The organism is Novosphingobium sp. BF6, from assembly GCF_058273105.1.
Genome location: NZ_CM177775.1, coordinates 357,114 through 380,343, shown reverse-complemented (window position 1 = coordinate 380,343; position 23,230 = coordinate 357,114). Strand labels below are relative to the sequence as shown.

28 protein-coding genes are annotated in these 23,230 nt (G+C 66.4%); 15 read left to right on the top strand and 13 right to left on the bottom strand.

The features are described 5' to 3' along the window. Positions 1 to 208: 208 nt before the first annotated feature. Positions 209 to 1,186 carry a DnaJ C-terminal domain-containing protein gene (locus AC4D6D_RS01905; RefSeq protein WP_491326284.1) on the bottom strand — a complete coding sequence of 326 codons (978 nt, stop codon included), beginning with the start codon at positions 1,184 to 1,186 and terminating at the stop codon, positions 209 to 211. Between the two features lie 165 nt (positions 1,187 to 1,351). Here AC4D6D_RS01905 and pdxH point away from each other — a divergent pair, with 165 nt between their 5' ends. The 11 genes from pdxH (at position 1,352) to AC4D6D_RS01850 (ending at position 10,874) form a co-directional block, all read left to right on the top strand. Further along, the gene (gene pdxH, locus AC4D6D_RS01900; RefSeq protein WP_491326283.1) at positions 1,352 to 1,969 is read left to right on the top strand and encodes a pyridoxamine 5'-phosphate oxidase; all 618 of its coding nucleotides are present in this window, start codon (positions 1,352 to 1,354) and stop codon (positions 1,967 to 1,969) included. 8 nt (positions 1,970 to 1,977) lie between these two features. Then, entirely contained in the window at positions 1,978 to 2,907 is a 930-nt protein-coding gene (locus AC4D6D_RS01895) for a cation diffusion facilitator family transporter (RefSeq protein WP_491326282.1), read from the top strand. Positions 2,908 to 2,950: 43 nt separating this feature from the next. Then, complete coding sequence (locus tag AC4D6D_RS01890; protein ID WP_491326281.1) at positions 2,951 to 3,685, top strand: sterol desaturase family protein; 735 nt, start codon at positions 2,951 to 2,953, stop codon at positions 3,683 to 3,685. Then, complete coding sequence (locus AC4D6D_RS01885) at positions 3,652 to 4,101, top strand: DUF2141 domain-containing protein (protein WP_491326280.1); 450 nt, start codon at positions 3,652 to 3,654, stop codon at positions 4,099 to 4,101. The genes AC4D6D_RS01890 and AC4D6D_RS01885 overlap by 34 nt, the downstream gene beginning before the upstream one ends. A 185-nt stretch (positions 4,102 to 4,286) precedes the next feature. Next, positions 4,287 to 5,003 carry a PAS domain-containing protein gene (locus AC4D6D_RS01880; RefSeq protein WP_491326279.1) on the top strand — a complete coding sequence of 239 codons (717 nt, stop codon included), beginning with the start codon at positions 4,287 to 4,289 and terminating at the stop codon, positions 5,001 to 5,003. A gap of 108 nt (positions 5,004 to 5,111) precedes the next feature. Next, positions 5,112 to 6,467 (top strand): M48 family metalloprotease, encoded by a 1,356-nt coding sequence (locus AC4D6D_RS01875; RefSeq protein WP_491326278.1) that lies wholly within the window; start codon positions 5,112 to 5,114, stop codon positions 6,465 to 6,467. Between the two features lie 75 nt (positions 6,468 to 6,542). Next, positions 6,543 to 7,253 carry a DsbA family protein gene (locus AC4D6D_RS01870; RefSeq protein WP_491326277.1) on the top strand — a complete coding sequence of 237 codons (711 nt, stop codon included), beginning with the start codon at positions 6,543 to 6,545 and terminating at the stop codon, positions 7,251 to 7,253. 65 nt (positions 7,254 to 7,318) lie between these two features. After that, a complete protein-coding gene (locus tag AC4D6D_RS01865) occupies positions 7,319 to 8,482 on the top strand; it encodes a histidine kinase (protein ID WP_147216014.1) in 1,164 nt (387 codons plus the stop codon). 46 nt (positions 8,483 to 8,528) lie between these two features. Continuing rightward, positions 8,529 to 9,326 (top strand): LytR/AlgR family response regulator transcription factor, encoded by a 798-nt coding sequence (locus tag AC4D6D_RS01860; RefSeq protein WP_132269936.1) that lies wholly within the window; start codon positions 8,529 to 8,531, stop codon positions 9,324 to 9,326. 172 nt (positions 9,327 to 9,498) lie between these two features. Next, positions 9,499 to 10,359, top strand: a complete 861-nt coding sequence (nadC, locus tag AC4D6D_RS01855) for a carboxylating nicotinate-nucleotide diphosphorylase (protein WP_491326276.1) — start codon at positions 9,499 to 9,501, stop codon at positions 10,357 to 10,359. Positions 10,360 to 10,439: 80 nt separating this feature from the next. After that, positions 10,440 to 10,874: a hypothetical protein gene (locus AC4D6D_RS01850; protein WP_491326275.1), complete on the top strand. Its 435-nt coding sequence runs from the start codon at positions 10,440 to 10,442 to the stop codon at positions 10,872 to 10,874. Positions 10,875 to 10,881: 7 nt separating this feature from the next. On the opposite strand, the gene AC4D6D_RS01845 is transcribed toward AC4D6D_RS01850, so the two are convergent. After that, positions 10,882 to 11,337 (bottom strand): nucleoside deaminase, encoded by a 456-nt coding sequence (locus AC4D6D_RS01845; protein ID WP_491326274.1) that lies wholly within the window; start codon positions 11,335 to 11,337, stop codon positions 10,882 to 10,884. A gap of 118 nt (positions 11,338 to 11,455) precedes the next feature. Here AC4D6D_RS01845 and rpmB point away from each other — a divergent pair, with 118 nt between their 5' ends. Further along, positions 11,456 to 11,746 carry a 50S ribosomal protein L28 gene (gene rpmB, locus AC4D6D_RS01840; RefSeq protein WP_147216005.1) on the top strand — a complete coding sequence of 97 codons (291 nt, stop codon included), beginning with the start codon at positions 11,456 to 11,458 and terminating at the stop codon, positions 11,744 to 11,746. 270 nt (positions 11,747 to 12,016) lie between these two features. Here rpmB and AC4D6D_RS01835 read toward each other — a convergent pair whose 3' ends face one another. From AC4D6D_RS01835 to xseA, 4 genes are all read right to left on the bottom strand, one after another. Then, positions 12,017 to 12,997, bottom strand: a complete 981-nt coding sequence (locus tag AC4D6D_RS01835; protein ID WP_491326273.1) for an esterase-like activity of phytase family protein — start codon at positions 12,995 to 12,997, stop codon at positions 12,017 to 12,019. Between the two features lie 77 nt (positions 12,998 to 13,074). After that, positions 13,075 to 13,947, bottom strand: coding sequence for a M23 family metallopeptidase (locus AC4D6D_RS01830; protein WP_491326272.1), 873 nt, complete (start codon positions 13,945 to 13,947; stop codon positions 13,075 to 13,077). Beyond that, positions 13,944 to 14,147, bottom strand: coding sequence for a DUF2093 domain-containing protein (locus AC4D6D_RS01825; RefSeq protein ID WP_147215998.1), 204 nt, complete (start codon positions 14,145 to 14,147; stop codon positions 13,944 to 13,946). The genes AC4D6D_RS01830 and AC4D6D_RS01825 overlap by 4 nt, the downstream gene beginning before the upstream one ends. 27 nt (positions 14,148 to 14,174) lie before the next feature. Further along, positions 14,175 to 15,725 (bottom strand): exodeoxyribonuclease VII large subunit, encoded by a 1,551-nt coding sequence (gene xseA, locus AC4D6D_RS01820; RefSeq protein WP_491326271.1) that lies wholly within the window; start codon positions 15,723 to 15,725, stop codon positions 14,175 to 14,177. Between xseA and purD the strand changes: the two genes are divergently transcribed. Together purD and AC4D6D_RS01810 are read left to right on the top strand one after the other, a co-directional pair. After that, on the top strand, positions 15,687 to 16,988 hold the full coding sequence (gene purD, locus AC4D6D_RS01815) for a phosphoribosylamine--glycine ligase (RefSeq protein WP_491326270.1): 1,302 nt from the start codon (positions 15,687 to 15,689) through the stop codon (positions 16,986 to 16,988). The two genes, xseA and purD, sit on opposite strands and share 39 nt — an antisense overlap. Further along, entirely contained in the window at positions 16,978 to 17,541 is a 564-nt protein-coding gene (locus AC4D6D_RS01810) for a hypothetical protein (protein ID WP_491326269.1), read from the top strand. The genes purD and AC4D6D_RS01810 overlap by 11 nt, the downstream gene beginning before the upstream one ends. A gap of 75 nt (positions 17,542 to 17,616) precedes the next feature. Here AC4D6D_RS01810 and AC4D6D_RS01805 read toward each other — a convergent pair whose 3' ends face one another. Beyond that, a complete protein-coding gene (locus AC4D6D_RS01805) occupies positions 17,617 to 18,621 on the bottom strand; it encodes an adenosine kinase (RefSeq protein ID WP_491326268.1) in 1,005 nt (334 codons plus the stop codon). 118 nt (positions 18,622 to 18,739) lie between these two features. On the opposite strand from AC4D6D_RS01805, the gene AC4D6D_RS01800 reads away from it, so the two are divergent. Continuing rightward, complete coding sequence (locus tag AC4D6D_RS01800; RefSeq protein ID WP_491326267.1) at positions 18,740 to 19,210, top strand: hypothetical protein; 471 nt, start codon at positions 18,740 to 18,742, stop codon at positions 19,208 to 19,210. Between the two features lie 5 nt (positions 19,211 to 19,215). On the opposite strand, the gene AC4D6D_RS01795 is transcribed toward AC4D6D_RS01800, so the two are convergent. From AC4D6D_RS01795 to sufC, 6 genes are read right to left on the bottom strand one after another with little or no spacing between them, the layout of a single operon-like run. Further along, on the bottom strand, positions 19,216 to 19,584 hold the full coding sequence (locus AC4D6D_RS01795; protein WP_132387665.1) for a HesB/IscA family protein: 369 nt from the start codon (positions 19,582 to 19,584) through the stop codon (positions 19,216 to 19,218). Next, positions 19,581 to 20,078 carry a GNAT family N-acetyltransferase gene (locus AC4D6D_RS01790; RefSeq protein WP_491326266.1) on the bottom strand — a complete coding sequence of 166 codons (498 nt, stop codon included), beginning with the start codon at positions 20,076 to 20,078 and terminating at the stop codon, positions 19,581 to 19,583. The genes AC4D6D_RS01795 and AC4D6D_RS01790 overlap by 4 nt, the downstream gene beginning before the upstream one ends. Then, positions 20,078 to 20,548: an SUF system Fe-S cluster assembly protein gene (locus tag AC4D6D_RS01785; protein ID WP_491326265.1), complete on the bottom strand. Its 471-nt coding sequence runs from the start codon at positions 20,546 to 20,548 to the stop codon at positions 20,078 to 20,080. The genes AC4D6D_RS01790 and AC4D6D_RS01785 overlap by 1 nt, the downstream gene beginning before the upstream one ends. After that, entirely contained in the window at positions 20,545 to 21,744 is a 1,200-nt protein-coding gene (locus AC4D6D_RS01780) for an aminotransferase class V-fold PLP-dependent enzyme (RefSeq protein WP_491326264.1), read from the bottom strand. Before AC4D6D_RS01780 ends, AC4D6D_RS01785 begins: the two co-directional genes overlap by 4 nt. Further along, positions 21,741 to 22,478: a SufD family Fe-S cluster assembly protein gene (locus tag AC4D6D_RS01775; protein WP_491326263.1), complete on the bottom strand. Its 738-nt coding sequence runs from the start codon at positions 22,476 to 22,478 to the stop codon at positions 21,741 to 21,743. The genes AC4D6D_RS01780 and AC4D6D_RS01775 overlap by 4 nt, the downstream gene beginning before the upstream one ends. Then, a complete protein-coding gene (sufC, locus tag AC4D6D_RS01770; RefSeq protein WP_147216795.1) occupies positions 22,475 to 23,230 on the bottom strand; it encodes a Fe-S cluster assembly ATPase SufC in 756 nt (251 codons plus the stop codon). The genes AC4D6D_RS01775 and sufC overlap by 4 nt, the downstream gene beginning before the upstream one ends.

Here is a 23,230-nt window from a genome sequence, read left to right as displayed (position 1 = left end):
GCGGCTGGAGGGATCGGGCCGGGGGAAGCGGTCCTGCATCTCCTGCCAGCGCAAGGCCGCGCGGCGCCGGTCCTCGGGCGTTATCGCGGCGGGTGTTTCTGGCGGCGGAGCGGCTTTCACCGGGCCGAGATAGGCGTTGCGGGCAGGATGTTCAAATTTCGCAGGAATTCAGGGAGGGCGAAACGGAAAACCATTCGCGCCCCTCCCGTCAGATTCCCAGCTTGGCGCGCACGTCGCGCGAATCCTTCCAGCCGTCCAGCCGCTTGGCGAGGTCGGCATCGCCCTCGGGCAGCACGATCTGGAGGCTGATCAGCAGATCGCCGCGCGTGCCGTCCTTGCGGGTCATGCCGCGCCCCTTGAGGCGCAGGACCTTGCCCGAGCTGGCCCCGGCGGGAACCGAGAGCATCACCGCGCCCGCCGCCGTGGGCGCCTTGACCTTGCCGCCGCCCAGCGCCTCGTCGAGAGTGATCGGCAGGTCCACGCGCAAGTCGTCGCCGTCCTGACGGAAGAAGGCGTGGGGCTGGATCTGGATGGTGACGATGGCATCACCCGCGCCGCCGGGGCCAGCCTCGCCCTTGCCGGCGAGACGCATCTGGGTGCCGTCCTCCAGCCCGTTCGGCAGCTTGAGGTCGATGGTCTTGCCGTCGGACAGGGTGATGCGCTGGGGCTTCAGTTCCGCCGCGTCGGGCAGTGGGACCGAGAGGCGATAGTTCACGTTGCCGCCGCGGGGTGCTGCGCGGGTGCGGGTTCCGCCGCCCCCCATTCCGCCACCCATGCCGCCGAAGCCGCCGCCGCCGCGCTGGCCGCCGCCACCGAAGATGCCGCCGAACAGGTCTTCCAGATCGATGCCGTCGTTGCCGCCGAACCCGCCCGAGAAGCCGCGCTGGCCGCCGGGGCCGCTGCCGAACCCGGCACCGCCGAAGCCGCCGCCGCTGCCGCCGAATCCGCCGAAGCCCATGGGATTGCCTTCGGCATCGATCTCGCCGCGATCGAACTTCGCCCGCTTGTCCTTGTCGGAAAGCAGGTCGTAGGCACCGGTCACTTCGGAGAAGCGCTCCGCGGCCTTGGGATTGTCCTTGTTGGTATCGGGATGAAGTTCCTTCGCCAGCTTGCGATAGGCGGACTTGATGTCCTTCTCGCTGGCCGTGCGCGATACGCCAAGGGTGGAATAGGGGTCTGCTGCCATGGCTCCCTAGCTAGGTGCGGACGCGCCTTACGGCAAGCGGTGCTTTTCTCCTTCGGACAGCGCGTCTATGCACCGGCCATGTGCCCGCAAGTCATCGGAATTTCCGGTGCGCAGCATAAGGGCATGACCCTATGAATCTCATGCAAAGTTCGTCAGGAAGCGCAGATGGAAGCTGAACAGGCCCGCGAAGTCATCCCCCACGGCGATCCCTTCGCCCTGTTCAAGGCCTGGTACGACGAGGCGCGCGAGACCGAACCCAACGATTCGAATGCCATGGCGCTCGCCACCGCGACGCCGGACGGGCTGCCCTCGGTGCGCATGGTCCTGCTCAAGGACTTTGGGCCGGAAGGCTTCGTGTTCTACACCAATGGCCACAGTCGCAAGGGCCAGGAGATCGCCGCCAATCCCCACGTCGCCCTGCTGTTCCACTGGAAGAGCCTGCGCCGCCAGATTCGCATCGAGGGCGAGTTGACGCCGGTGACGGCCGAGGAAGCCGACGCCTATTTCCATTCGCGCGCCCGCGATTCGCAGCTGGGCGCGGTGGCTTCCGACCAGTCCGCCCCGCTCGACAGCCGCGAGACGTTCCTGTCGCGTTACGAAGATGCCCGGAGCCGCTTCGGCGAGGGCGAGATCGAGCGTCCCGCCCACTGGACCGGCTACCGCGTGGTGCCCGCCGCCATCGAGTTCTGGCAGGATCGGCCCTACCGCCTCCACGAACGCCGCCGCTTCGTGCGAAACGAAGACGCGGCCGGCGGCTGGGTCAGCTCGCTGCTCTATCCCTGAGGCCGCACTTGCACGAACACGCCAAACTCACCCGTAGCGCCGCTTTCGCCAGTATCGGCGTGGCGGTGTTGCTGCTCGGCCTCAAGGGCTGGGCGGCCTGGTCCACCGGATCGACGGCGATGCTCGGCAGCCTTGCCGACACCACGCTCGATCTCGTCGCCAGCATTGCCACCCTGCTCGGCGTCTGGATCGCCGCCCAGCCTGCGGACGACAAGCACCGCTTCGGACACGGCAAGGCCGAGGCGATCGCGGCGATGTTCCAGATCGTGCTGATCTCGATCTCGGCGCTGGCCATCGCCAGCCGCGCGGTGGAGGAATTCCTCGCCGAAAGCCGGGTGGAGAGCGCGGAGAGCGGCATTGCCGTCTCGGGCGTGGCGATCGCGCTGACTCTGGCGCTGGTCGCCTGGCAGCGCCATGTGATCCGCAAGACGGGCAGCATCGCCATCCAGACCGACAGCGTTCACTACCAGTCCGATCTCCTGCTCAACGTGGCGGTGATCGGGGCGCTGGTGCTGGATCAATATGGCGGGCTGAAGGGCGCGGACCCGCTGTTCGGCCTCGGCATCGCCGCCTGGCTGGGCTGGGGCGCCTGGAATGCCTCGCAGGACGTGCTCGACCAGTTGATGGATCACGAGTGGCCGGAGGAAAAGAAGGACCGCTTCCTCCAGGTGCTGGCACGCCATCCTGATATTACCGGCGTCCACGACATGCGCACGCGCACCTCGGGCAACCGCGACTTCGTGCAGTTCCACGTCTGGGTCGATCCCGAGATGACCGTGCGCGAGGCCCACCGGGTGATGGACGAACTGGAGCACCGGCTGGCGGTGGAGTTTCCCGATACCGAAATCCTGATTCATCCCGATCCCGAGGGGCTGGTCGACGAGGCCGGCGCGGCGGGGCTGGATGTGCTGCCGCCGATCCGGGTCGCGCTGGATTGAGACCCTCTGGCCACAAGGCCCATACCGGAGCATAACCCCCGAGATGTCCTCGATTTCCGGTCCCGGTCTGTGGGCGCTCTGCGTTTCCGCCGTCACGATGACGGCGATCGTCGGCCTGCGCTATCTCGGCACCTCGGGACTCTTCGCGTGGATCACCGCGCGGGCGAGGCCGGGGCTGTACACCGGCATGGACCGCCAGATTCGCGGCGAGATCGGCTGGTCGCTGGCTTCCTCGGCGATCTACGGCATTCCGGCGGGCGTCGTTGCCTGGGGCTGGCAGGCGCATGGCTGGACTCTGATCTACAGCAATCCCACGGCTTGGCCGCTATGGTGGATGCCGGTCTCGCTGTTCCTTTACCTCTTCCTGCATGACACCTGGTTCTACTGGACCCACCGCTGGATGCACCGCCCCCGCGTGTTCCGCCTGATGCATGCGGTCCACCACGCCAGCCGCCCGCCCACGGCCTGGGCGGCGATGAGCTTCCACCCGCTCGAAGCCGTGACCGGGGCCGTCGTCGTGCCGGCGCTGGTGTTCCTCGTGCCGATCCATGTCGGCATGCTGGGGCTGGTCCTGACCATCATGACGGTCATGGGGATCGCCAATCACATGGGCTGGGAGATGTTTCCCACCCGCCTCGTCCACTCGCGTCTGGGGCATTGGCTGATCACCGCCAGCCACCATCACCGCCATCATGAGCTCTATCGATGCAACTATGGACTCTACTTCCGGTTCTGGGATCATCTGTGCGGCACCGACCGGGGCGTTTCGGCGCCCTGACCCTGCTGCTTGCCGCGCCGCTGACACTCGGCGCGACGGGCGTGCAGTCGGACGTGACCGCCGCCATCACCGGTCTGCGTTCGCAGAAGGGGCAGATCCTCGCGTGCCTGACCACCGATGCCCGGACCTTTCCGAACTGCGACAAGGACCCCAAGGCCCGCAAGCTGACGGTTCCGGTCAGCGGCGAGATACGGCTCGATTTCGGGCTAGTTCCCGAGGGACGCTACGCGATCTCGCTGATTCACGACGAGAACGGCAACGGCAAGCTCGACACCGCGCTGATGATTCCCCGCGAGGGCTTCGGCTTCTCCCGCGATGCGCCGGTGCGGATGGGGCCGCCGCGCTTCGACAAGGCCGCCTTCGACGTTGGCGCCGAGAATACCCGCATGACGATCAAGATGCGCTATCTGCTGTAACCGGAAGTGGCGGGGCTTAAATATTATTTCACCCTGCGCCGTCACAAGCGGGCGACGATTAGCGGGGATGGCGATCAGCGGGGATAGCGATGGACAGGGCGGGCGGCGAAATTACCGACAGGCACGACGCGGGCTTGCAGTCCCCGGCGGATGGCGCAAACCCCACAACGGGGGCGGAGCGCCGCATGCAGGTGCGCGCCTACAATTTCTGGGCGAGCCTGCTGGGCGATCGGGCCTTCCCCGATGCCGCCGATCTCGATCCGGCCAGCCTGCCCGATTTCGGACCGCACGGCGTGCTGCTCGACTTCTCGGAAGGCGTAGAAAACCCGGCGATCGTCTGGCTCGGCGCGGCGCTGGCCGAGGAATGCGGCGCGGCGGGAACGATCCAGCGGCTGGACGACGTGCCCAGCCGCTCGCTGCTGTCGCGCATTACCGACCACTATATGCAAATCCTGGCGAATCAGGCTCCGGTCGGGTTCGAGGCGGAATTCGTGAACCGGCACGGCGCGACGATTCTCTATCGCGGCATCCTGCTGCCCTTCTCGCGCGATCAGGTGGCGATCGACTGCATCTACGGGGTCATCAACTGGAAGGAACAGGGGGCTTCGTCCGGTACGGCGCGCCTTCCTTCGCTGGACGATTCCGCCCCTCTCGACCGTCCTCTCCTGCCGCGCGAATCCGCGCCGCTCACCGAATGGGCGGACGGCCCGGCGGACGGCCTGCCCGCAACCGCAGAGGCCCTGCGGGCACTTCGGCCCCGCTCGCCGGACGAGCTTGGCCGCTCGGGTGAGTTCACCGTGCTGGTCGCGCGGCGGAACGAAGCGGGCGAACTGGTGCTGCTGGGCGAAGTGGCGGACGACGAAGTCCTGCTCGACCGTGCGGCGCGGCGCCTGCTGGCTTGAAGCTGAGCGAGCACCCTTGCCTGGGTGTTCTCCGCCGTTAAGCTGAGAGCATTCTGCAAACCGGGTGCCTTCAGCGCCGGTTCAGGCCCGGAGGCCCCAAGAAAGAGCATGCCTTTCGCGCGAATTGTCGCACTCTTCCTGAGCATCCTGGCGCTGCTCGGCTGGTCCGCCGCACCGGCCAGCGCGCAGTCGATCCTGCGCGATGCCGAGACCGAGGCCCTGCTCAAGGACATGGCCAAGCCGCTGATCACGGCGGCGGGACTCAATCCCAATCACGTCGATATCGTCCTTATCAACGATTCCTCGGTCAACGCCTTCGTGGCGGGCGGGCAGGCGGTCTACGTCAACAGCGGCCTCATCAATCAGGCGGACACCGCTGCCGAAGTGCAGGGCGTGATCGCCCACGAACTGGGTCACGTCACCGGCGGCCATGCCGTGCTGAATCAGGGCGCGCAGCCCGCCACCAACATCTCGATCCTCTCGCTGCTGCTGGGGGCCGCTGCCGCCGCTGCGGGCGGGGGAGAGGCGGCGCTGGGCGTCATCATGGCCGGGCAACAGGCCGCTATGGGCAAGTATCTGGCCTATAATCGCTCGCAGGAAGCCTCGGCCGACGCCGCCGGTGCCCAGTACCTTTCCACGGCGGGAATCAGCGGTCGCGGTTCGGTGGAGTTCTTCAAGAAGCTCCAGAACCTCGAATTCCGTTACGGCTACCGTCCGCAGAGCGGGGACGAGTTCTATTCCACCCACCCGCTCACCGGCGACCGGATCCAGACGCTTCAGGACGTCTACGAGAAGGACCCGGCCTGGACCCGGCCGGACGATCCGAAGATCCAGCAGCGCTTCGTGCGGATCAAGGCCAAGCTGTTCGGCTATCTGGCCGAGCCGCGTGACGTGTTCCGGGTCTATCCCGAGACCGACAACTCGGTGCCCGCGCATTATGCCCGCGCCTATGCCTACCACCGTCAGTCGCAGCTCGACCGGGCGCGGGCCGAGACCGATGCCTTGCTCGCGGTCGATGCCAATGACCCCTATTTCCTCGAACTCAAGGGCCAGATCCTGCTGGAGGCGGGGCAGGCCGCGGAAGCGCTGGTGCCGCTGCGCAAGGCGACCGAACTGACCGGCTATCAGCCGCTGATCGCCACGCTGTTCGGCCACGCCCTGATCGCCACCGAGGACCCGGCCCATTTCGCCGAGGCGCAGACGGTGCTGAAGAACGCGGTCGCCCGCGACCGGGAGAATCCTTTCGCCTGGTATCAGCTCGGCACGATCTACGCCGCCAATGGCGATATGCCCCGCGCGCGGCTCGCCAGCGCAGAGCAGCAGTCGCTCACCGGCCAGATGGACGCCGCGCTGCGCAGCGCGCAGGCCGCCGAAGCGGGGCTGCCGAGCAATTCGCCCGACTGGCTGCGGGCGCAGGATATCGAAATGCAGGCGCGCGCCGCGCTGGAACGCAAGAAGCGTTGAGCGCCAGCGGCTATGGCCGCCGGTCCCCTGCTCGGCTAAGGGCGGGATTCACACACTACGGGATTTTCGACGACGATGGGTAATGGCACGAAGTTCGCAGTGATCGCCGGATGCGTCGCTCTGGTCGGTGTCGGCGGCTGGTTCGGCGGCCGCGTGGCGGTCGAGAAGGTCGTGCACGACTACATCCTCGAACATCCCGAAATCCTGCCTCAGGCAATGGACAACCTCCAGCGCAAGCAGGCCAGCCAGCAGCTTTCCGGCGTGCGCCAGAACGTGGAGACGCCGTTCCCCGGCGCCGTGCTGGGCAATCCGAACGGCAAGGTCACGCTGGTCGAATTCAGCGACTATGCCTGCGGCTATTGCCGCCGCAGCCTGCCGGACGTGGCGCAGCTGCTGAAGAGCAACCCGGACCTGCGCATCGTCGTGCGCGAATTGCCGATCATCGGCCCGGAAAGCCCCGCCGCCGCCAAGATGGCGCTGGCCGCTGCCGAGCAGGGCAAGTTCCCGCAGTTCCACGACGCGATGTTCGCCATGGGCCAGGTCGACGGTCAGAGCATCGAGGCCGCCGCGCAGAAGGCCGGTCTCGACATGGAGCGCGCCCGCAAGGTCGCCGCCGGTCCCGCCGTGGAGCAGGAGCTTTCGCGCAATCTGGAAATCGCCGGAAGGCTCGGATTCGGCGGTACGCCGAGCTGGGTGGCGGGCGAACGGCTGATTTCCGGCGCGGTCGGCGTCGATCAGCTGTCGCAGGCGGTCGCCGAAGCGAGGGGCGGCGACAAAAAGAGCTGATGGCAACGGAGGCGCGCCGTTTTCGAGAGTTTCCGCTTCGGTAATAATTCGGCTAGGAAGCGCTCATGAGCGTTCTGCCGATCCAGCCCATTCCGTTCTTTGCCAACAAGGACAAGGCCTTCTGGCGCCTTCAGTTCGTCGGTTGGAGCGGTGCGATGTTGCTTCGCACCATGTCGACGATCGCCAATGCCCAGCCCTTGTCCTCGCTGGTGCTGGTGCTGATCGCCACCGTCACCGGCTTCTCGATCTCGCTGGTGCTCTCGGTCGTCTACCGTTCGCTGATTACCAAGCGGGCGCTGATAACCTGGGGCGTGACGGCGCTGATCCTGCCTTTCGCGGTGGGGCTTCATGCCTTCATCGACGCCTGGGTGGTCTCGCTCTACCGCACGGACAGCGATTCCAGCTTCACCCAGCTGTTCCTCGGCATCTTCTACCTCGATGCGACCCTGCTGGGGGCCTGGTCGGCGCTCTATTACGCGATCAACTTCTACCTTCAGGTGGAAGAGCAGAACGACCAGATGATCCGGCTGGAGAATCAGGCGACCCAGGCCCAGCTGGCGATGCTGCGCTACCAGCTCAACCCGCACTTCCTGTTCAACACGCTGAACTCCATCTCGACGCTGGTGCTGCTCAAGCAGACCGAGCCGGCCAATGCGATGCTCAGCCGCCTGTCGTCGTTCTTGCGCTATACTCTCATCAACAAGCCCTCGGCCCGGGTGACGGTGGCGACCGAGGTGGAGACGCTGAAGCTCTACCTCGACATCGAACTGATGCGATTCGAGGAACGCCTGCGCACCACCTTCAATATCGACCCGGAAACCGAGACCTGCCTGCTGCCTTCGCTGTTGCTCCAGCCCCTTGTCGAAAATTCAATCAAATATGCCGTGACTCCGCAGGAATCCGGGGCGGAGATCACGATCGTCACGCAACTCGTCGGGCCGATGCTTCGCATCACCGTCTCGGACACCGGGCCGGGCTTGCAAAGTCCGACGACCGACAACAGGTTGTCGGGCATGACTTACGATGGAGGGGAGCCGGTCTCCACTGGCGTCGGCCTGACGAATATCCGCGACCGTCTTTCCCAGGCCTACGGCGAGCATCACCGGTTCGAGACGATTGAGCCGATCGAAGGCGGATTCGCCGTGCTCATCGAACTCCCCGCAGAACGCCAACCCACCCCGGAAGACATGATCGAGCAGCCGCGGCAGCCTGTTTTCGCCGCGCGATGAAACATATTTGGCCCACAAGCGTTAGCCGGGCCGGAGAACGTAACTGATGACCATTCGCACCATCCTCGTCGACGACGAGAAACTCGCCATCCAGGGCCTTCAGCTTCGCTTGGAGAAGTATCCGGATGTCGAGATCATCGATACCTGCTCGAACGGCCGCGAGGCCATCCGCAAGATCAAGACGGAAAAGCCCGATCTCGTCTTCCTCGACATCCAGATGCCCGGTTTCGACGGCTTCTCGGTGGTCAAGGGCGTGATGGAGATCGAGCCGCCGCTGTTCGTCTTCGTCACCGCCTATCAGGAACACGCCGTCCGCGCCTTCGAAGCGAACGCGGTTAACTACCTGATGAAGCCGGTGGACGAGACCAAGCTCGACGACACCCTCGCCCGCGTGCGCCAGCGCCTGGCCGAGAAGCGTTCGTCGGACGAGGCGGAGAAGCTCAAGACGGTGCTGGCCGAAGTGGCCCCCGACGCGATCGAGCACATCCCCGAGGAAAGCGATCCCAATGCGGATCGCTACGAGAAGCTCATCAACATCAAGGATCGCGGCCAGATCTTCCGGATCGACGTCGATTCGATCGAGCATATCGAGGCGGCAGGCGACTACATGTGCATCCGCACCGCCGACAACTCGCTGATCCTGCGCGAGACCATGAAGGACCTCGAACGCCGCCTCGATCCGCGTGTGTTCCAGCGCGTTCACCGCTCGACCATCGTCAATCTCAACCAGGTCCGCCAGGTCAAGCCGCATACCAACGGCGAGTGCTTCCTGGTGCTAGATTCGGGCGCGCAAGTGAAGGTCAGCCGCTCCTACCGCGACGTGATCGCCCGCTTCGTCCACTGATCCCTTCGACAGGCTCAGGGTGAGCGGGGCAGGGCGTAACGCCCTTTCCCGCTCACCTAGATTTTTTCCGTTCGGCTGTACCCCCTCCCCCGCTCAGGCTGAGCTTGTCGAAGCCCCCAGCTGCCATACAGGCCCTCGACTTTGCCCGCAGATCGCGCGAAAGACGCGGGCCATGAGCACATTCGCGATCCCCGGTTTCGACCTCGCCGCCTTCGTCGATGCAACACTGGCCGAAGACCTCGGCGTGGGCCTTCCGGGCGGCGGCCATGACGTGACCTCCGAAAGCGTGATCGAGGCCGACGCGCGGTTCTCCGGCGTGATGGATTCGCGCGATGCGATCACCGTTGCCGGACTTCCCATCGCCGCAGCCTTCTTCCGCAAGCTCAACCCGGCGATGGAGATCGAAATCCTCGTCGAGGAAGGCGCCAGCGCCCAACCGGGCACCAAGCTCATGCGCCTCACCGGCAATGCCCGCGCGATGCTGACCGGCGAGCGCAGCGCGCTCAACACCGTCCAGCACCTCTCCGGCATCGCGACGATGACCCGCGAATACGTGGACGCCATGAATGGCCACGCGACGCTGCTGGACACCCGCAAGACCATTCCCGGCCTGCGCCACCTCGAAAAGTATGCGACCCGCATGGGCGGCGCTCGCAACCACCGCATGGGCCTGTGGGACGCGGCGATGATCAAGGACAACCATGTCCTCGTCGCGGGCGGCGTCGGCCCGGCGGTGGCCCGCGCGAGGGCGGCAGGCGTGGCGCAGATCATCTGCGAAGTCGACCACCTCGACCAGATCGAACCGGCCATCGCCGCCGGGGCACATCACCTGCTGCTCGACAACATGGGACCGGACAGGCTGCGCGAGGCCGTGGCGATCGTGGCAGGCCGAGTGCCCACCGAGGCCTCGGGCGGGGTGAACCTCTCCACCATCGGCGCCATCGCCGCCTCGGGCGTGACTTACGTTTCCGTCGGCCGCCTTACCCAGAGTGCGCCCGCAGCCGATATCGGGCTGGATTTCTCGCCGCTTTAGAAGAAGTTGCGAACTCTGCGGCACTCCGTCATGTTCCATCGACCCTGTCCGGGCGGACAGGACAATAGGGGGACATCGCCGTGCGTCCGAATTCCATCGTTCAGTTCGACCGCTTCTATCTCGGCTCTCTGGTGCTGGCGGTGATAAATTCCGCCCTTTCGATGCAGGATACGTTGTCCGATCCGAGGATCGCGAGTTCCGGTCTGGGGCTGGGCTTCATCGTGGGCGTCCAGGTGTTCAGCTTCGCGCTCATCCTGCTCCTGTGGTTCTTCATCTCCCGCAATGCCAGCAACGTGGCGAAGTGGGTCCTGACGGTGCTGACCGTCGCGGGCGTGCTCATGACGATTCCCACTCTGCCGACGCTGGCCGGGCGCGGGCTGTTGGGCACGGCCGCCGTGGTGGTCATCACTGGGCTTCAGATCGTCGCGGTTGTGTTCCTGTTCCGCCCGGACGCCAAGGCATGGTTCGCCCGCAAGGGCGATGTGGCAGCGGACGACGAGAGCATCTTCAGCTAATCGTCGATCACCGCTTCGCTCGGAAGAAGCCGCGCAGCATCTCAGCGGCTTCCGATTCGCCGATTCCCGAATAGACCTCGGGCTTGTGCAGGCACTGGTCGTGTTCGAACACGCGTGCGCCGTGTTCGACCGCGCCGCCTTTCGGATCGGAAGCGCCGTAGTAGAGCCGGGCGATTCGCGCGTGGACGATGGCGCCCGCGCACATCGCGCAAGGTTCCAGCGTCACCCATAGCTCGCATCCTTCCAGCCGCTCGTTGCCGAGGATCCGTGCGGCGGCGCGAATCGCCTCGATCTCGGCGTGGCTCGTGGGGTCGTGGCGCTCGCGCGGGCCGTTGCGGCCGGCGGCGATCACCTTTCCGTCCTTCACGACGATCGCGCCGATCGGCACTTCGCCGGAATCGGCGGCTTCGCGGGCTTGCGCGAGCGCGAGTTCCATGTATTCGGGGAGAGGCCAGCGGGTCATGGCCAAGCGCTAGACCTTCAAAAAGCTGTGCGCAACTTGACCTTCCCCCCGGGAATCGCTAAGGGCGCGCCTTCCCGTTTCTACGGCCACAGAATTTTTTCGAGCGAGAGTTAGAGACATGTCCCGCATCTGCGAACTGACCGGCAAGGGCCGCCAGGTCGGCTGCAACGTCAGCCACGCCAACAACAAGACCAAGCGCGTCTTCCTTCCCAACCTTCAGAACGTCACGCTGCTGTCGGACGGTCTTGAGCGCAGCTTCAAGTTCCGCGTCTCGACCCACGGCCTGCGCTCGGTCGAGCACAACGGTGGCCTCGACAACTGGCTGCTGAAGACTGCGGATGCCAAGCTCAGCGCCCGCGCCGTCAAGGTGAAGCGCGAGCTGAAGAAGACCCAGGCCGCAGCTGCCTGATCCTTCACGCTTCCTGCGGGAAGCGTGAAAACATGGTCTCGCGAAGGGCGTGCAAGCTGACTTGCGCGCCTTTTCGTATGTCCGGGTTTTGCGAAAATGTTGTGGTAATCGCGTTTTCGCGAAGGGATCGTTGAAAACCGACGTCAGCCTGAACTTGTTTCAGGATCTATCTCTGGACATCGACGGCAGTCTGTTCGGCACAATGGATCCTGAAACAAGTTCAGGATGACGTCGGAGGTAATTGCTGCCTCGTTTCAGCAAACTACCGTCTTAAGGCAGCTCTGCCGGATCGACGCTCAGCTTCCACAAGATCGTGCGCTGGAGCGGCGAGTAGTTGTCGTCCGAGATCAGCCAGACCGTCACCCGCCCGTCGGTGCGCGGCGCGATGGCGATTCCCTCGAAATTGTCGATAGGCAGGTCCGAAGACAGCCGCGCCACTTCGGTGATCTTCCAGGTCCCGCCCGGACGAATCGTTTTCGGGTCGCCGATCGCGATGCGGCCCGCGAAGCGCTGGGGCATCGGCCAGATCAGCCGCCGCATCAGGATCAGCAGGCGGCCGTCGGGCAATTGCGCCATGTCGGTCGGGCTGAAGCCTTTCGGCGCATCCAGCGTGAAGCCCTGGCCATCGGGATGTTCGGTGGGGTCTCCGCTGAACAGGGCGGCCTGGTGCAAGTGGTCGCTCCAGCCCAGATAGCCTTCGCGCAAAGTCACGAATCGCCCGTCGTACAGGCGGGTGAGGGCCTCGGGGCCGGAATTCACGCCCCAATCGCTCATCACGACCGGACTTGCCTTGCGCTCTATCCGGTAGTCCGGATTCATCCGGTAGATGGCGTTACGCCCTTCCAGCCCTAGCCAGATCATGCCCTTGTCGTCCTGCGTCGCCGATTCGACGTCGCGGGCGGCCTTGTCGGCGTCCTTCGACAGCGGCAGGTCGCCCATGCGGCTATCCTCCTGCGACTGGCCGGGCGCCTTGAACTCCAGGAAGCCGCCCGAATCGCTCAGAGCGAGCATCGTTCCGCCAGAGCGGAGCAGGAGCGCGGAGTAGGAGCCGAAGGAATGGGTGCGGCTATGCGCCTGCCAGACTTCCTCCAGCCGGAACGCGCCGAGACGCGGCTTCGCGCGGGCGGCGGGCGGCAGGGGGAGCGGGCTGAAGGAAAGCTCGAAACGCTTGAACTTCGGCTGTTGCCGCGCGTGCCCCCAGGTGAGGGGCAGCAGGGCCAGCAGGACGAGAAGGGCAATGGCGCGGCGCACAGGGGCGGGATAAGCACTCCCGCGAGGGCCGCAACCCGGTTTCTGCGTAACTGCCCGGAATCGCCCCGATTGGTCGTTCAGTTCATCGGTCCGGTAAAGAGAATCGGGTCGAGCCGGGCCTCGTTCCACTTGATCGACCAGTGGAGGTGCGGCCCCGTGGCGCGGCCGGACATGCCGATCTTGCCGATGACCTGCCCTTGCCGGACATGATCGCCCTGCTTCACCAGAATCTCGGAGCAGTGCAGGAAGGCGCTGTTCAGCCCCATGCCGTGATCCAGCATCAGCAGGTTGCCTTCGAGCGTGAAGGGTTTCTCGGCAGCGAGGATCACCACGCCGTCGGCAGGGGCCACGAAAGGCGTGCCGCTGGTGCCGGTGGCGATGTCGAGGCCGGAATGATAGGCCCCCGGTTCGCCGCGATAGACGCGCTGAGAGCCGAAGCGGCCGGAAATGCGTCCTTTGGCGGGCCAGATGAAGTGTTGGCGCCAGCCCTGCGCGTCCGTCTTCAGGGCGCGGGCCGTGTTGATGCGGTCGAGTTCGGGTTTGCGGATCGCCAGAAAGGCGTCTGTCGGGCCGCCCGGCTTGCGCGGAATGTTGATGTTCTCGATCTGCCATGCGCGCGGCGAGACCGACACGGGCTGGGAGATCCTGCGGCCATTCACTGTCGCGGTAAGCGTGGCGATTGTGCCCGAATCGCGGTCGAAGGCGGCGAACCACGAACCGTCCGGCGCGATCGCCACCGGCTGGCCGTTCAGCGCCAGTGCGTTCGTGCCGGAAGGCGCCTTGCCGCGCATCCAGCCGCCCTGGGTCAGTTCGCCGCTATAGGTCAGGTTTCCGGCAGTCGCAGCGACGGGCGCGGTCGATTGCGCGCCCAGCCCGGCGAGAGCCAGAACCGAGGCGACGACGGCGCCGCCCAGAACCAGCGCCGACGGCAGAACCTTGCGGGCGTTCATGCCTTCCCGGTGAGGCGCTTGGTCGCGATTTCGGCCGAGGCGTAAGGCTCCTGGAATTCGGCGCTCCAGTAGCGGAGTTCCTCCAGCGGAATCTTCTCGCCGGTGACGGCGCAGAGCACGAAATGTCCGCCGCTCAACACCCGGAATCCGTTGGGTCCGTAAGTGAGCTTGGCGGGGCGGTCGGCAGAAGACATAAGCATGGGCGAAATCCTAGCAGAGCGCGGCGGTCAAAACAAATCGCCTTGCCTCGTCTCGTCCGGCTTCGGTCGTGCCGGACGCTTCGCGGCGCTCGCTTCGGGGGCGGGTTCGGGTGCCTTGGCCACCGGGGCAGGAGCCTCCGACCCCACCGCCACCGTCAGTTCGCCGTCGCGGAATTCCAGCGTCAACAGCGCTTCCCGTGCCGCCGCCTCGCGGCTCGTGAGCGGGCGGCCGTCCGGTCCCTTGGCAAGGACATAGCCGCGTTCCAGCGGGCGCTTGGGATCGAGTTGCGGCAGGACGCGGGAGACCGGGGCAAGCCCGTCGCGCGCCATGGCCCAGCGGCGGGTCAGCAGGCGCGGGATCAGGCCGGTGCGGGCCAGTCGTTCCTCGCTGCGCTCCATGCGGTGGCGCAGCAGCGGCAGCGAGAGGCGCGAGGCGGTGCGGCCAAGCTGCTCGCGCTTGGCGGCGGCTTCGTCGCGCAGGCCGCGGCGCAGGCGCTCGGAAAGATCATCGAGCTTCTGGGCCTTGGCGGCAAGGATGGCCTCCGGCTTGGGCAGACGCTGGACGCGCGCTTCCAGACGCTCGCGGCCCAGCGTGACCGGGCGGAGTGCGCAGCGGCGCTTGCGATAGGCCAGTTCGTCGAGCGTGGCGGCGAGGTCCAGCCGCACCGGCACGGCCATTTCGGCGGCGGCGGTCGGCGTGGGGGCACGGCGGTCGGCGGCATAGTCGCAGAGGGTGGTATCGGTCTCGTGGCCCACTGCCGAGATCACCGGGATCGACGATTCGGCCACGGCGCGCACCACGATTTCCTCGTTGAACGACCACAAGTCCTCGATCGAGCCGCCGCCGCGCGCCACGATCACCAGATCGGGGCGCGGCACCGGGCCGCCGGGCTGGATCGCGGAGAAACCGCGCACGGCATTGGCCACCTGGCTGGCAGCGCCTTCGCCCTGTACCAGCACCGGCCAGACGAGGACATGGCTGGGGAAGCGGTCGTCCAGCCGGTGAAGAATGTCGCGGATCACCGCGCCGGTGGGCGATGTGACGACGCCGATCACTTGCGGCAGGAACGGCAGCTCGCGCTTGCGCTCGGGGGCGAAGAGGCCCTCTGCGGCGAGGCGCGCGCGCAGCTTTTCGAGCAGTGCCAGCAGCGCGCCTTCGCCCGCGATCTCCATCGTCTCGATGACGATCTGGTACTTCGAGCGGCCGGGATAGGTGGTGAGCTTGCCGGTGGCGATCACTTCCACGCCGTCTTCGGGGCGGAAGGCGAGTCGCTGCGCGCCGCCGCGCCACATGACGCCGTCGATCACCGCCTTGTCGTCCTTGAGCGCGCAGTAGAGGTGGCCGGATGCCGCCCGCTTCACGCCCGAAAGCTCGCCGCGCAGGCGCACGAAGCCGAAGCGGTCCTCGACGGTGCGCTTCAGAAGATTCGAAATCTCGCTGATCGAGAGCGGCGCAGCGTTGTCCCCGGCCGCTTGCTTCGCTACCAGCCCACCCGAACGACCGTCATCGAATTCGTCGTCATCGAAAGGCAAGGGCAAATGAACATCCTTCTTCTGGGCTCCGGCGGCCGCGAACATGCGCTGGCCTGGAAGCTGGCGCAATCCCCGCTTTGTGACGCGCTCTGGGCTGCCCCCGGTAATCCGGGCGTTGCCGAAGTGGCAAGCTGCATCGACCTCGATGTCACCGACCACGGTGCGGTCATCGCCTTCTGCGAGGCCAATGTCGTCGGCCTCGTGGTGATCGGCCCGGAAGCGCCGCTGGTGGACGGCCTTTCCGATTCCCTGCGGGCCGAGGGCTTTTCGGTGTTCGGCCCGAGCCAGGCGGCGGCCCAGCTCGAAGGCTCGAAGGGCTTCACCAAGGACCTCTGCGAGCGCGCGGGCATCCCCACCGCCGGTTACGACCGCGTCTCCAGCGAGGCCGCTGCCATGGCCGCGCTGGCGAAGTTCGGCGCGCCGGTCGTCATCAAGGCGGACGGCCTTGCGGCAGGCAAGGGCGTGACCGTGGCCATGACCATGGCCGAGGCCGAGGAAGCCGTGCGCGAGATATTCTCGGGCCGCTTCGGCGAAGCCGGTGCCGAGGCCGTGATCGAGGAATTCATGGAAGGCGAGGAAGCCAGCTTCTTCGCGCTGACCGACGGTTCCACCATCGTCCCCTTCGCCTCGGCGCAGGACCACAAGCGGGTGGGCGACGGCGATACCGGCCCCAATACCGGCGGCATGGGCGCCTATAGCCCCGCCCCGGTGCTGACGCCCATGCTGGAAGCCGAAGTGCTCGAACGCATCATCGCCCCCACCGTGCGCCAGCTTGAAAACGAGGGCACACCTTATTCCGGCGTGCTGTTCCTGGGCGTAATGCTGACCAGCGAAGGCCCCAAGCTGATCGAATACAACTGCCGCTTCGGCGATCCCGAGTGCCAGGTGATGATGCTGCGACTCGAATCGGATCTGGTGGAGCTGCTCCATGCCTGTGCCGACAACCGGCTGGCGGCGATCGCTGCGCCGCGTTTCAGCCGCGATACCGCGCTGACCGTGGTCATGGCGGCCAACGGCTACCCCGGCACCCCAGAGAAGGGCAGCGCGATCGGCGGCATCGCGGCAGCCGAAGCGGAGGGCGCCAAGGTCTTCCATGCGGGAACCGTGCTGAACGACGGCGTGCTGGTCGCCAGCGGCGGGCGCGTGCTCAACGTGACGGCGCGCGGGGCTTCGGTCAGCGAGGCGCAGGCGAAAGCCTATGCCGCCGTGGATGCGCTCGATTTCCCCACCGGCTTCTGCCGCCGCGACATCGGCTGGCGCGAAGTGGCGCGTGAGAAAGCCCACCACGAGAAAGCACATGGCCAGTAAGGCGGACTCGATCCTGAAAGTTGCGCTGGCGGTGGCGGCGGTCTTCGCCGGTGCCGGGGTGGGCTTCTACTACGGCATTTTCCTGCCCGGTCAGGCATCGCGGCAGGAAGCCCGCGAACTGGCGGTGCAGGAAGCCCGGCAGAAGCAGGAAGATGCTCAGGCCAAGGCGCAGCAGCGCCAGCAGGCCGAGCAGTCGCGCCGACAGGAAGCCGCACAGCAGGAATATCAGGACTGCCTGAACTTCGCGGAGCTTTCCTACAAGCAGCGCTGGACCGCGAGCTGCCGCGCGCAGCACGATGCGGACGTGGCGGCGTTGGCCGACTGCGCCGACAACCTCTTCGCCACCGAGGACGGCTGCCGCGCCAAGGTCCCGGTCCGACCGGAGCGCGACTGCGCTTTGCCCGGCCAGACGGCGCAGAGCTATTCGAATGCCCGCGAGCAGCGCAAGGCCGAATGTCTGGCGCGCTTCCAGTCGGCCCAACCGGGCGCTCAGCCCCAGAATCTGTCGCAGCCGATACCCGCTCAGGCACCGCCACCGCCGGATACTTACTGAGCCGCACGACAGGAATGCAAAAAGGGCTCCGTTCCTGCGAACGGAGCCCTTTCTGTCTTGCGGCGATCGGTTGGATCAGCCGACGCGTTCGGAGATCAGCGCCTTGAGGTCGGCCTCGGGGCGGGCGCCGTAGTGCGAGATGATCTCGCAGGCGCAGATCGCGCCGTACTGGAGGCACTCTTCGAGGCTCTTGCCGCGCACATGGCCGAACAGGAAGCCGGCGGCGAAGAGGTCGCCCGCGCCGGTGGTGTCGACGACACGCTCGATCGGCTCGGCGCCGACTTCGGCGCGCTGGCCGCCCGAGATCGCGACCGCGCCCTCGGCACCGCGCGTGACGACCAGCACCGGAATCTTCGGTGCGAGCTGGGCAACGCCCTTTTCGAAATCGTCATGGCCGACGAGGGCGGCCATCTCGTGCTCGTTGCAGAACAGCACGTCGATCTTGCCGGTCTCGATCAGGTCGAGGAAGTCGGCGCGGTGACGGTCGATCACGAAGCATTCGGAAGGGGTGAAGGCGATCTTGCGACCGGCGGCGCGGGCGGCTTCGATGGCCTTGCGCATCGCCGCGCGCGGTTCCTCGGGGTCCCAGAGGTAGCCTTCGAGGTAGAGCACGGCGGCATCGGCGATGGCGCTTTCATCCAGCGCTTCGGCGGGCAGGTGCTGGGAGGCGCCGAGGAAGGTGTTCATCGTGCGCTGGCCGTCCGGCGTCACGAAGATCAGGCAGCGCGCGGTGGGGATGCCGGGGCGGGCTGCCACGTCGAAGGCGATGCCGCCCGCACGGATGTCGTGGGTGAAGACTTCGCCCAGCTGGTCGTCGGCGACCTGGCCGATGAAGGCGCACTTGGCGCCCAGCGCGGCCAGACCCGCGAGGGTGTTGGCAGCGGAACCGCCCGAGATCTCGCGGGCCGGTCCCATGGCTTCGTAGAGGCTCTTGGCCTGGTCGGCGTCGATCAGCATCATGCCGCCGCGCGAGAGGCCGAGGTCCTCGATCAGCGCTTCGTTGCAGTTGGCGATCACGTCGATGATGGCATTGCCGATGGCAATCACGTCAAAGGTGGGCGGCACGGTGGGTTCAGCCATGCGAAAAGGAGTCCTTGGATTGTCTGGAAGTTGTACCGCGCGTAGCGCGCGGGCCGCCGCTTCGCAAGCGCGGCGAGAGTTGACAGCATGCGAAGGTCGGGCGATGCGGGGCGCGATCATGACTCAAGACCGTCCGGCGGCAGCCGCCATTCCGATGATTCAGCCCGTCCGTCTCAAGGGGGTCCTGGCCGTTGCCGGACTTGCCCTGCTGCTTGCGGGGTGCGCCAGCACGTCCGGCGGCGGGGTGGCGAGTACGCCGCATCCGCCCAAGCGCGGGACGCAGATTCCCAATGTCCGCCAGCCCACGCATACGGCGCGCGATCCCAGTTTTCAGGCGATTCCGGGCGCGGATGGCGTGATCGGATCGAACGAGAGCCAGCTCGTGCGGATGTTCGGGGAGCCGCGCCTCAATGTCTGGGAAGGCGATGCGCGCAAGCTGCAGTTCACCGGCAAGGCCTGCCTGCTGGACATCTACCTTTACCCGTCGACATCCTCAAAGGAACCGCGCGCATCCTATATCGACGCGCGGCGGGTGTCGGACGGGCAGGATGTCGACCGCGCAGCCTGCATCGCGGCGCTGCGCAAGTAGGTGTCTTAGACGGTAAAGCTCTCGCCGCAGCCGCAGGAGCCCTTGGCATTCGGGTTGGCGAAGACGAATCCGGCGGTGAAGTCGTCTTCCACCCAGTCCATGGTGCTGCCGATCAGGTAGAGCACTGAGGCGCCGTCGATGTAGAACAGGCCGCCGGGAGTCTCGATCTTCTCGTCGAAGGGCTTTTCCTCGCTGACGTAGTCCACCGAATAGGCCAGCCCCGAGCAGCCCCGGCGCGGCGTGGAAAGGCGCACGCCGATGGTGCCTTCGGGCGCTTCGCCCATCAGCTTGGCGATGCGCGCTTCGGCATTGGCGGTGAGGATGACCGCCGCAGGACGCTGGCGTGCGGGCTTCGTTTCAGTTGCGGTGGTCATAGCTTCTTTTCCCAGAACAGCGCGGTGCCCGCCTGCGGGTCCAGCGCGTAATCGCCGTAGCCGAGCGCGGCGTAGAGGCCCTTGGCCGTGTCGTTGCCGCTCAGCACTTCGAGAGTGATCTTGCAGGCGCCGCGTGTGCGGGCCTCTGCCTCTACCGCCAGCATCAGCGCCCGGCCCACGCCCTTGCCGCGCGCTTCGGGCAGCACGGCCATGTCGTGGATGTTGACCAGCGGACGCGCGGCGAACGTGGAGAATCCGGTGATGCAGTTCGCCAGACCCAGCGCTTCGTCGCCGGCGAAGGCCAGCAGCGAGAAAGCGCCGGGGTGCGCGGCAAGGCCGGGCACCAGCCGCTCGCGCACGTCTTCGGACAGCGGCTCGCCCCCACCCATAGGATCGCGCGCATAGCTGTCCAGCAGCGCGACCACGCGCGCGGCATCGGCCGCGTCGGCATAGTCCGCCAGGCGCACGGTCACGGTAGGGGCAAGCGTCGCCATCAGAGCATGCCCAGCTCGAGCTTCGCCTCGTCGGACATCTTGGCCATGTCCCACGGCGGATCCCAGACAAGATTGACCTCGGCGTCGCGCACGCCCGGCACGGCGGCCACGCGCATCTCGACTTCGCCCGGCATCGATTCCGCGACCGGGCAATGCGGCGTGGTCAGCGTCATTGTCACCGCGACCGAGGCCTCGGGCGAAACTTCGACGCCGTAGATCAGGCCGAGGTCGTAGATGTTGACCGGAATCTCGGGATCGAAGATTTCCTTCAGCGCGTCGATCACGCCGTCGTAGATCGCGCCGCCGGGTTGGCCGGGGTCGATGCCCTGCGGCTTTTCGGCAAGGAAGCCGTCGAGATAGTCGCGCTTCCGTTCGACAGGGGGAACAGGCACGTCCTCGACGCGCGCGCGCGGCGCGGGCGTTACCGAATCGACTTCTTCGACCGTGAAATTAGGCTTCTCGTCGTTCATCCAAAAATTCTCCGGGTGCGCTCGATACCCTTCATGAGCGCCTCGATATCGCTGTCGTCGCTATAGATGCCGAAGCTGGCGCGGGCCGTGGCGGGAACGCCGAGGTGGTCCATCAGCGGCTGCGCGCAGTGGTGGCCGGCACGGATCGCGACGCCTTCTTCGTCCAATATGGTGCCGAGGTCGTGCGGATGCACCCCGTCCATCGCGAAAGAAACGATGCCGACCGAGTCGGCGGGGCCGAACAGGGTCACGTCGTTGCGCTTGCCCAATTCGGCACGCAGTTTCGCGGCCAGATCGCGTTCGTGGCGCTCGGCCCGGTCGAGGCCCTGCGCGGTCAGCCAGTCGATGGCGGCGGCAAGGCCGAGGGCCTCGACGATCATCGGCGTGCCCGCCTCGAAACGCTGCGGCGCCGGGGCATAGGTGGTCTTCTCGAAGGTGACGCGATCGATCATCGACCCGCCGCCCTGCCACGGGGGCATGGCATCGAGCAGCGCCTTCTTCGCCCAGAGCGCGCCGATCCCGGTGGGGCCGTAGAGCTTGTGTGCGGAAAAGACGTAGAAATCGCATTGCATCGCCGCCACATCGAGGGCGATGCGCGGCGCCGCCTGGCAGCCGTCGATCAGCAGCTTCGCGCCGACCGCATGAGCCAGCTTCGCGGCATGTTCCACGTGAAGCACCGAGCCGAGCACGTTGGAAACATGTGCAAAGGCCACCAGCTTGTGTGCGGGCGTGAGGATGCGCTCGGCGGCTTCGAGGTCGATCCGGCCGTCCTCGGTGAGCGGGCAGACGTCGATCTCCACGCCGGTTCGGTCGCGCAGCAGCTGCCACGGCACGATGTTGGAGTGATGCTCCAGCACCGAAAGCATGATGCGGTCGCCCGCCTTGAGGTTTTCGACGCCCCAGGTCTGGGCGACGAGGTTGATCGCCTCGGTCGCGCCGCGGGTGAAGACGATCTCGTCCTCATGGCCGCCGAGGAAGGCGGCGACCTTGCGGCGCGCCGCCTCGAACGCCAGCGTCATCTCGGCCGAGCGGGCATAGACGCCGCGATGCACGGTCGCATAGTCACGGCCCAGTGCATTCACGGTGGCGTCGATCACTGCCTGCGGCTTCTGCGCGGTCGCGCCGGTATCGAGGTAGTGCCAGTTGCCCGCAAGTCCGGGGAACTGGTCCTTGAGGACGAGCGTATCGGTGCTCACAGGATCGCCTCCAGCCGGGTGATCGCGGCCTCGCTCAGTTCCGCTTCACCGGGGGCGCCAGTGAAGGCTTCGGCGATGAAGGCCTGGAGCATAAGGCGCTTGGCTTCGGGCGGAGTGAGACCACGGCTCATCAGGTAGAACAACCCGTTGGCGTCGAGTTCGCCGACCGCGCAGCCATGCGCCGCCTTGACGTCGTCGGCGTAGATTTCCAGCTCCGGCCGGGCATTGGCGGTGGCCGTGCGGTCCAGCAGCATGGCGCGGACCGACTGTTCGGCATCGGTGCCGTCGGCCCCACGCTCCACCGCGATGCGGCCGAGATAGGTGCCGACCGAATGGCCCGCCAGCGCGGTGCGCACGATCTGGCTGGACGTGGCGTTCAGCCCGGCGTGGGTGACTTCGGTGACCACTTCCAGCGTCTCGCTGCCGGTGGCGAGCTGCGCCGCGCCCAGCGTGAAGTCCGCGCCTTCGGCCAGCCGCACATCGACGGCGATACGGCCATAGACCGGGCCTGCCGACAGGACGCGAAGGTCGAACTTGGCAGCGTTGCCCAGCGTGATCACGAGGTGGCGGGCCACTGCGGCAGCGCCGTCCTCGACGATCTGGAGCGATTCGTCGGCGCCGTCGGCCACGACGATTTCCTCGCGCGCGATCGGCCAGACACTGGCCAGCGCGTCGATGTCGGAATAGCGGAAGTCTTCGTGCTTCCGCGTTGGGAGAGCAGCGACTTCGCTCATGCGGCGGTTTCCTGCACCACGGCTTCGTAACCCTCTTCCTCAAGCCGCAGCGCGAGGTCCGGGCCGCCGGTCTTGACGATGCGGCCAGCGGCCAGAACATGCACGAAGTCCGGCTTCACATAGTCCAGCAGGCGCTGGTAGTGGGTGATCAGCAGCACCGCCTTGTCGGGCGCGCGCATGATCGCATTGATGCCCTCGCCGCAGATGCGCAGTGCGTCGATGTCGAGGCCGGAATCGGTCTCGTCGAGGATCGCCAGCTTGGGATCGAGGATGCCCATCTGCACCATCTCGGCGCGCTTCTTCTCACCGCCGGAGAAGCCGACGTTCACCGGGCGCTTCAGCATGTCCATGTCCATGCGCAGCAGGCCCGCCTTTTCGCGGGCGAGCTTCAGGAATTCGCCGCCCGAAAGCGGTTCCTCGCCCCGGCCCTTGCGCTGGGCATTGGCCGCTTCGCGCAGGAACTGGACGAAGGAGACGCCGGGGATCTCGACCGGGTACTGGAAGCCCAGGAACAGGCCGGCGGCGGCGCGCTCGTGCGGTTCGAGGTCGAGCAAGTCCTGACCGAGGAAATCGACTGAACCGCCGGTCACTTCATAACCCGGACGGCCGCCGAGTGTGTAGCCGAGCGTCGACTTGCCCGCGCCGTTCGGCCCCATGATCGCGTGAATCTCGCCGGGATTGATCGTCAGCGAGAGACCCTTGAGAATGGGCTTGTCGGCAACATTGGCCTGAAGATTATCGATCTTGAGCAT

Coding starts and splice junctions, on each gene's coding strand:
- AC4D6D_RS01880 (WP_491326279.1), top strand. CDS start 4,287: ATGCAGGTGCGCGCCTACAATTTCTGGGCGAGCCTGCTGGGCGATCGG.
- AC4D6D_RS01905 (WP_491326284.1), bottom strand. CDS start 1,186: ATGGCAGCAGACCCCTATTCCACCCTTGGCGTATCGCGCACGGCCAGC.
- AC4D6D_RS01870 (WP_491326277.1), top strand. CDS start 6,543: ATGGGTAATGGCACGAAGTTCGCAGTGATCGCCGGATGCGTCGCTCTG.
- xseA (WP_491326271.1), bottom strand. CDS start 15,725: ATGTTCGCGGCCGCCGGAGCCCAGAAGAAGGATGTTCATTTGCCCTTG.
- AC4D6D_RS01860 (WP_132269936.1), top strand. CDS start 8,529: ATGACCATTCGCACCATCCTCGTCGACGACGAGAAACTCGCCATCCAG.
- AC4D6D_RS01810 (WP_491326269.1), top strand. CDS start 16,978: ATGGCCAGTAAGGCGGACTCGATCCTGAAAGTTGCGCTGGCGGTGGCG.
- AC4D6D_RS01865 (WP_147216014.1), top strand. CDS start 7,319: ATGAGCGTTCTGCCGATCCAGCCCATTCCGTTCTTTGCCAACAAGGAC.
- AC4D6D_RS01790 (WP_491326266.1), bottom strand. CDS start 20,078: ATGGCGACGCTTGCCCCTACCGTGACCGTGCGCCTGGCGGACTATGCC.
- purD (WP_491326270.1), top strand. CDS start 15,687: ATGAACATCCTTCTTCTGGGCTCCGGCGGCCGCGAACATGCGCTGGCC.
- AC4D6D_RS01875 (WP_491326278.1), top strand. CDS start 5,112: ATGCCTTTCGCGCGAATTGTCGCACTCTTCCTGAGCATCCTGGCGCTG.
- AC4D6D_RS01825 (WP_147215998.1), bottom strand. CDS start 14,147: ATGCTTATGTCTTCTGCCGACCGCCCCGCCAAGCTCACTTACGGACCC.
- AC4D6D_RS01890 (WP_491326281.1), top strand. CDS start 2,951: ATGTCCTCGATTTCCGGTCCCGGTCTGTGGGCGCTCTGCGTTTCCGCC.
- AC4D6D_RS01805 (WP_491326268.1), bottom strand. CDS start 18,621: ATGGCTGAACCCACCGTGCCGCCCACCTTTGACGTGATTGCCATCGGC.
- AC4D6D_RS01775 (WP_491326263.1), bottom strand. CDS start 22,478: ATGAGCGAAGTCGCTGCTCTCCCAACGCGGAAGCACGAAGACTTCCGC.
- AC4D6D_RS01830 (WP_491326272.1), bottom strand. CDS start 13,947: ATGAACGCCCGCAAGGTTCTGCCGTCGGCGCTGGTTCTGGGCGGCGCC.
- AC4D6D_RS01800 (WP_491326267.1), top strand. CDS start 18,740: ATGACTCAAGACCGTCCGGCGGCAGCCGCCATTCCGATGATTCAGCCC.
- AC4D6D_RS01785 (WP_491326265.1), bottom strand. CDS start 20,548: ATGAACGACGAGAAGCCTAATTTCACGGTCGAAGAAGTCGATTCGGTA.
- nadC (WP_491326276.1), top strand. CDS start 9,499: ATGAGCACATTCGCGATCCCCGGTTTCGACCTCGCCGCCTTCGTCGAT.
- pdxH (WP_491326283.1), top strand. CDS start 1,352: ATGGAAGCTGAACAGGCCCGCGAAGTCATCCCCCACGGCGATCCCTTC.
- AC4D6D_RS01795 (WP_132387665.1), bottom strand. CDS start 19,584: ATGACCACCGCAACTGAAACGAAGCCCGCACGCCAGCGTCCTGCGGCG.
- rpmB (WP_147216005.1), top strand. CDS start 11,456: ATGTCCCGCATCTGCGAACTGACCGGCAAGGGCCGCCAGGTCGGCTGC.
- AC4D6D_RS01845 (WP_491326274.1), bottom strand. CDS start 11,337: ATGACCCGCTGGCCTCTCCCCGAATACATGGAACTCGCGCTCGCGCAA.
- sufC (WP_147216795.1), bottom strand. CDS start 23,230: ATGCTCAAGATCGATAATCTTCAGGCCAATGTTGCCGACAAGCCCATT.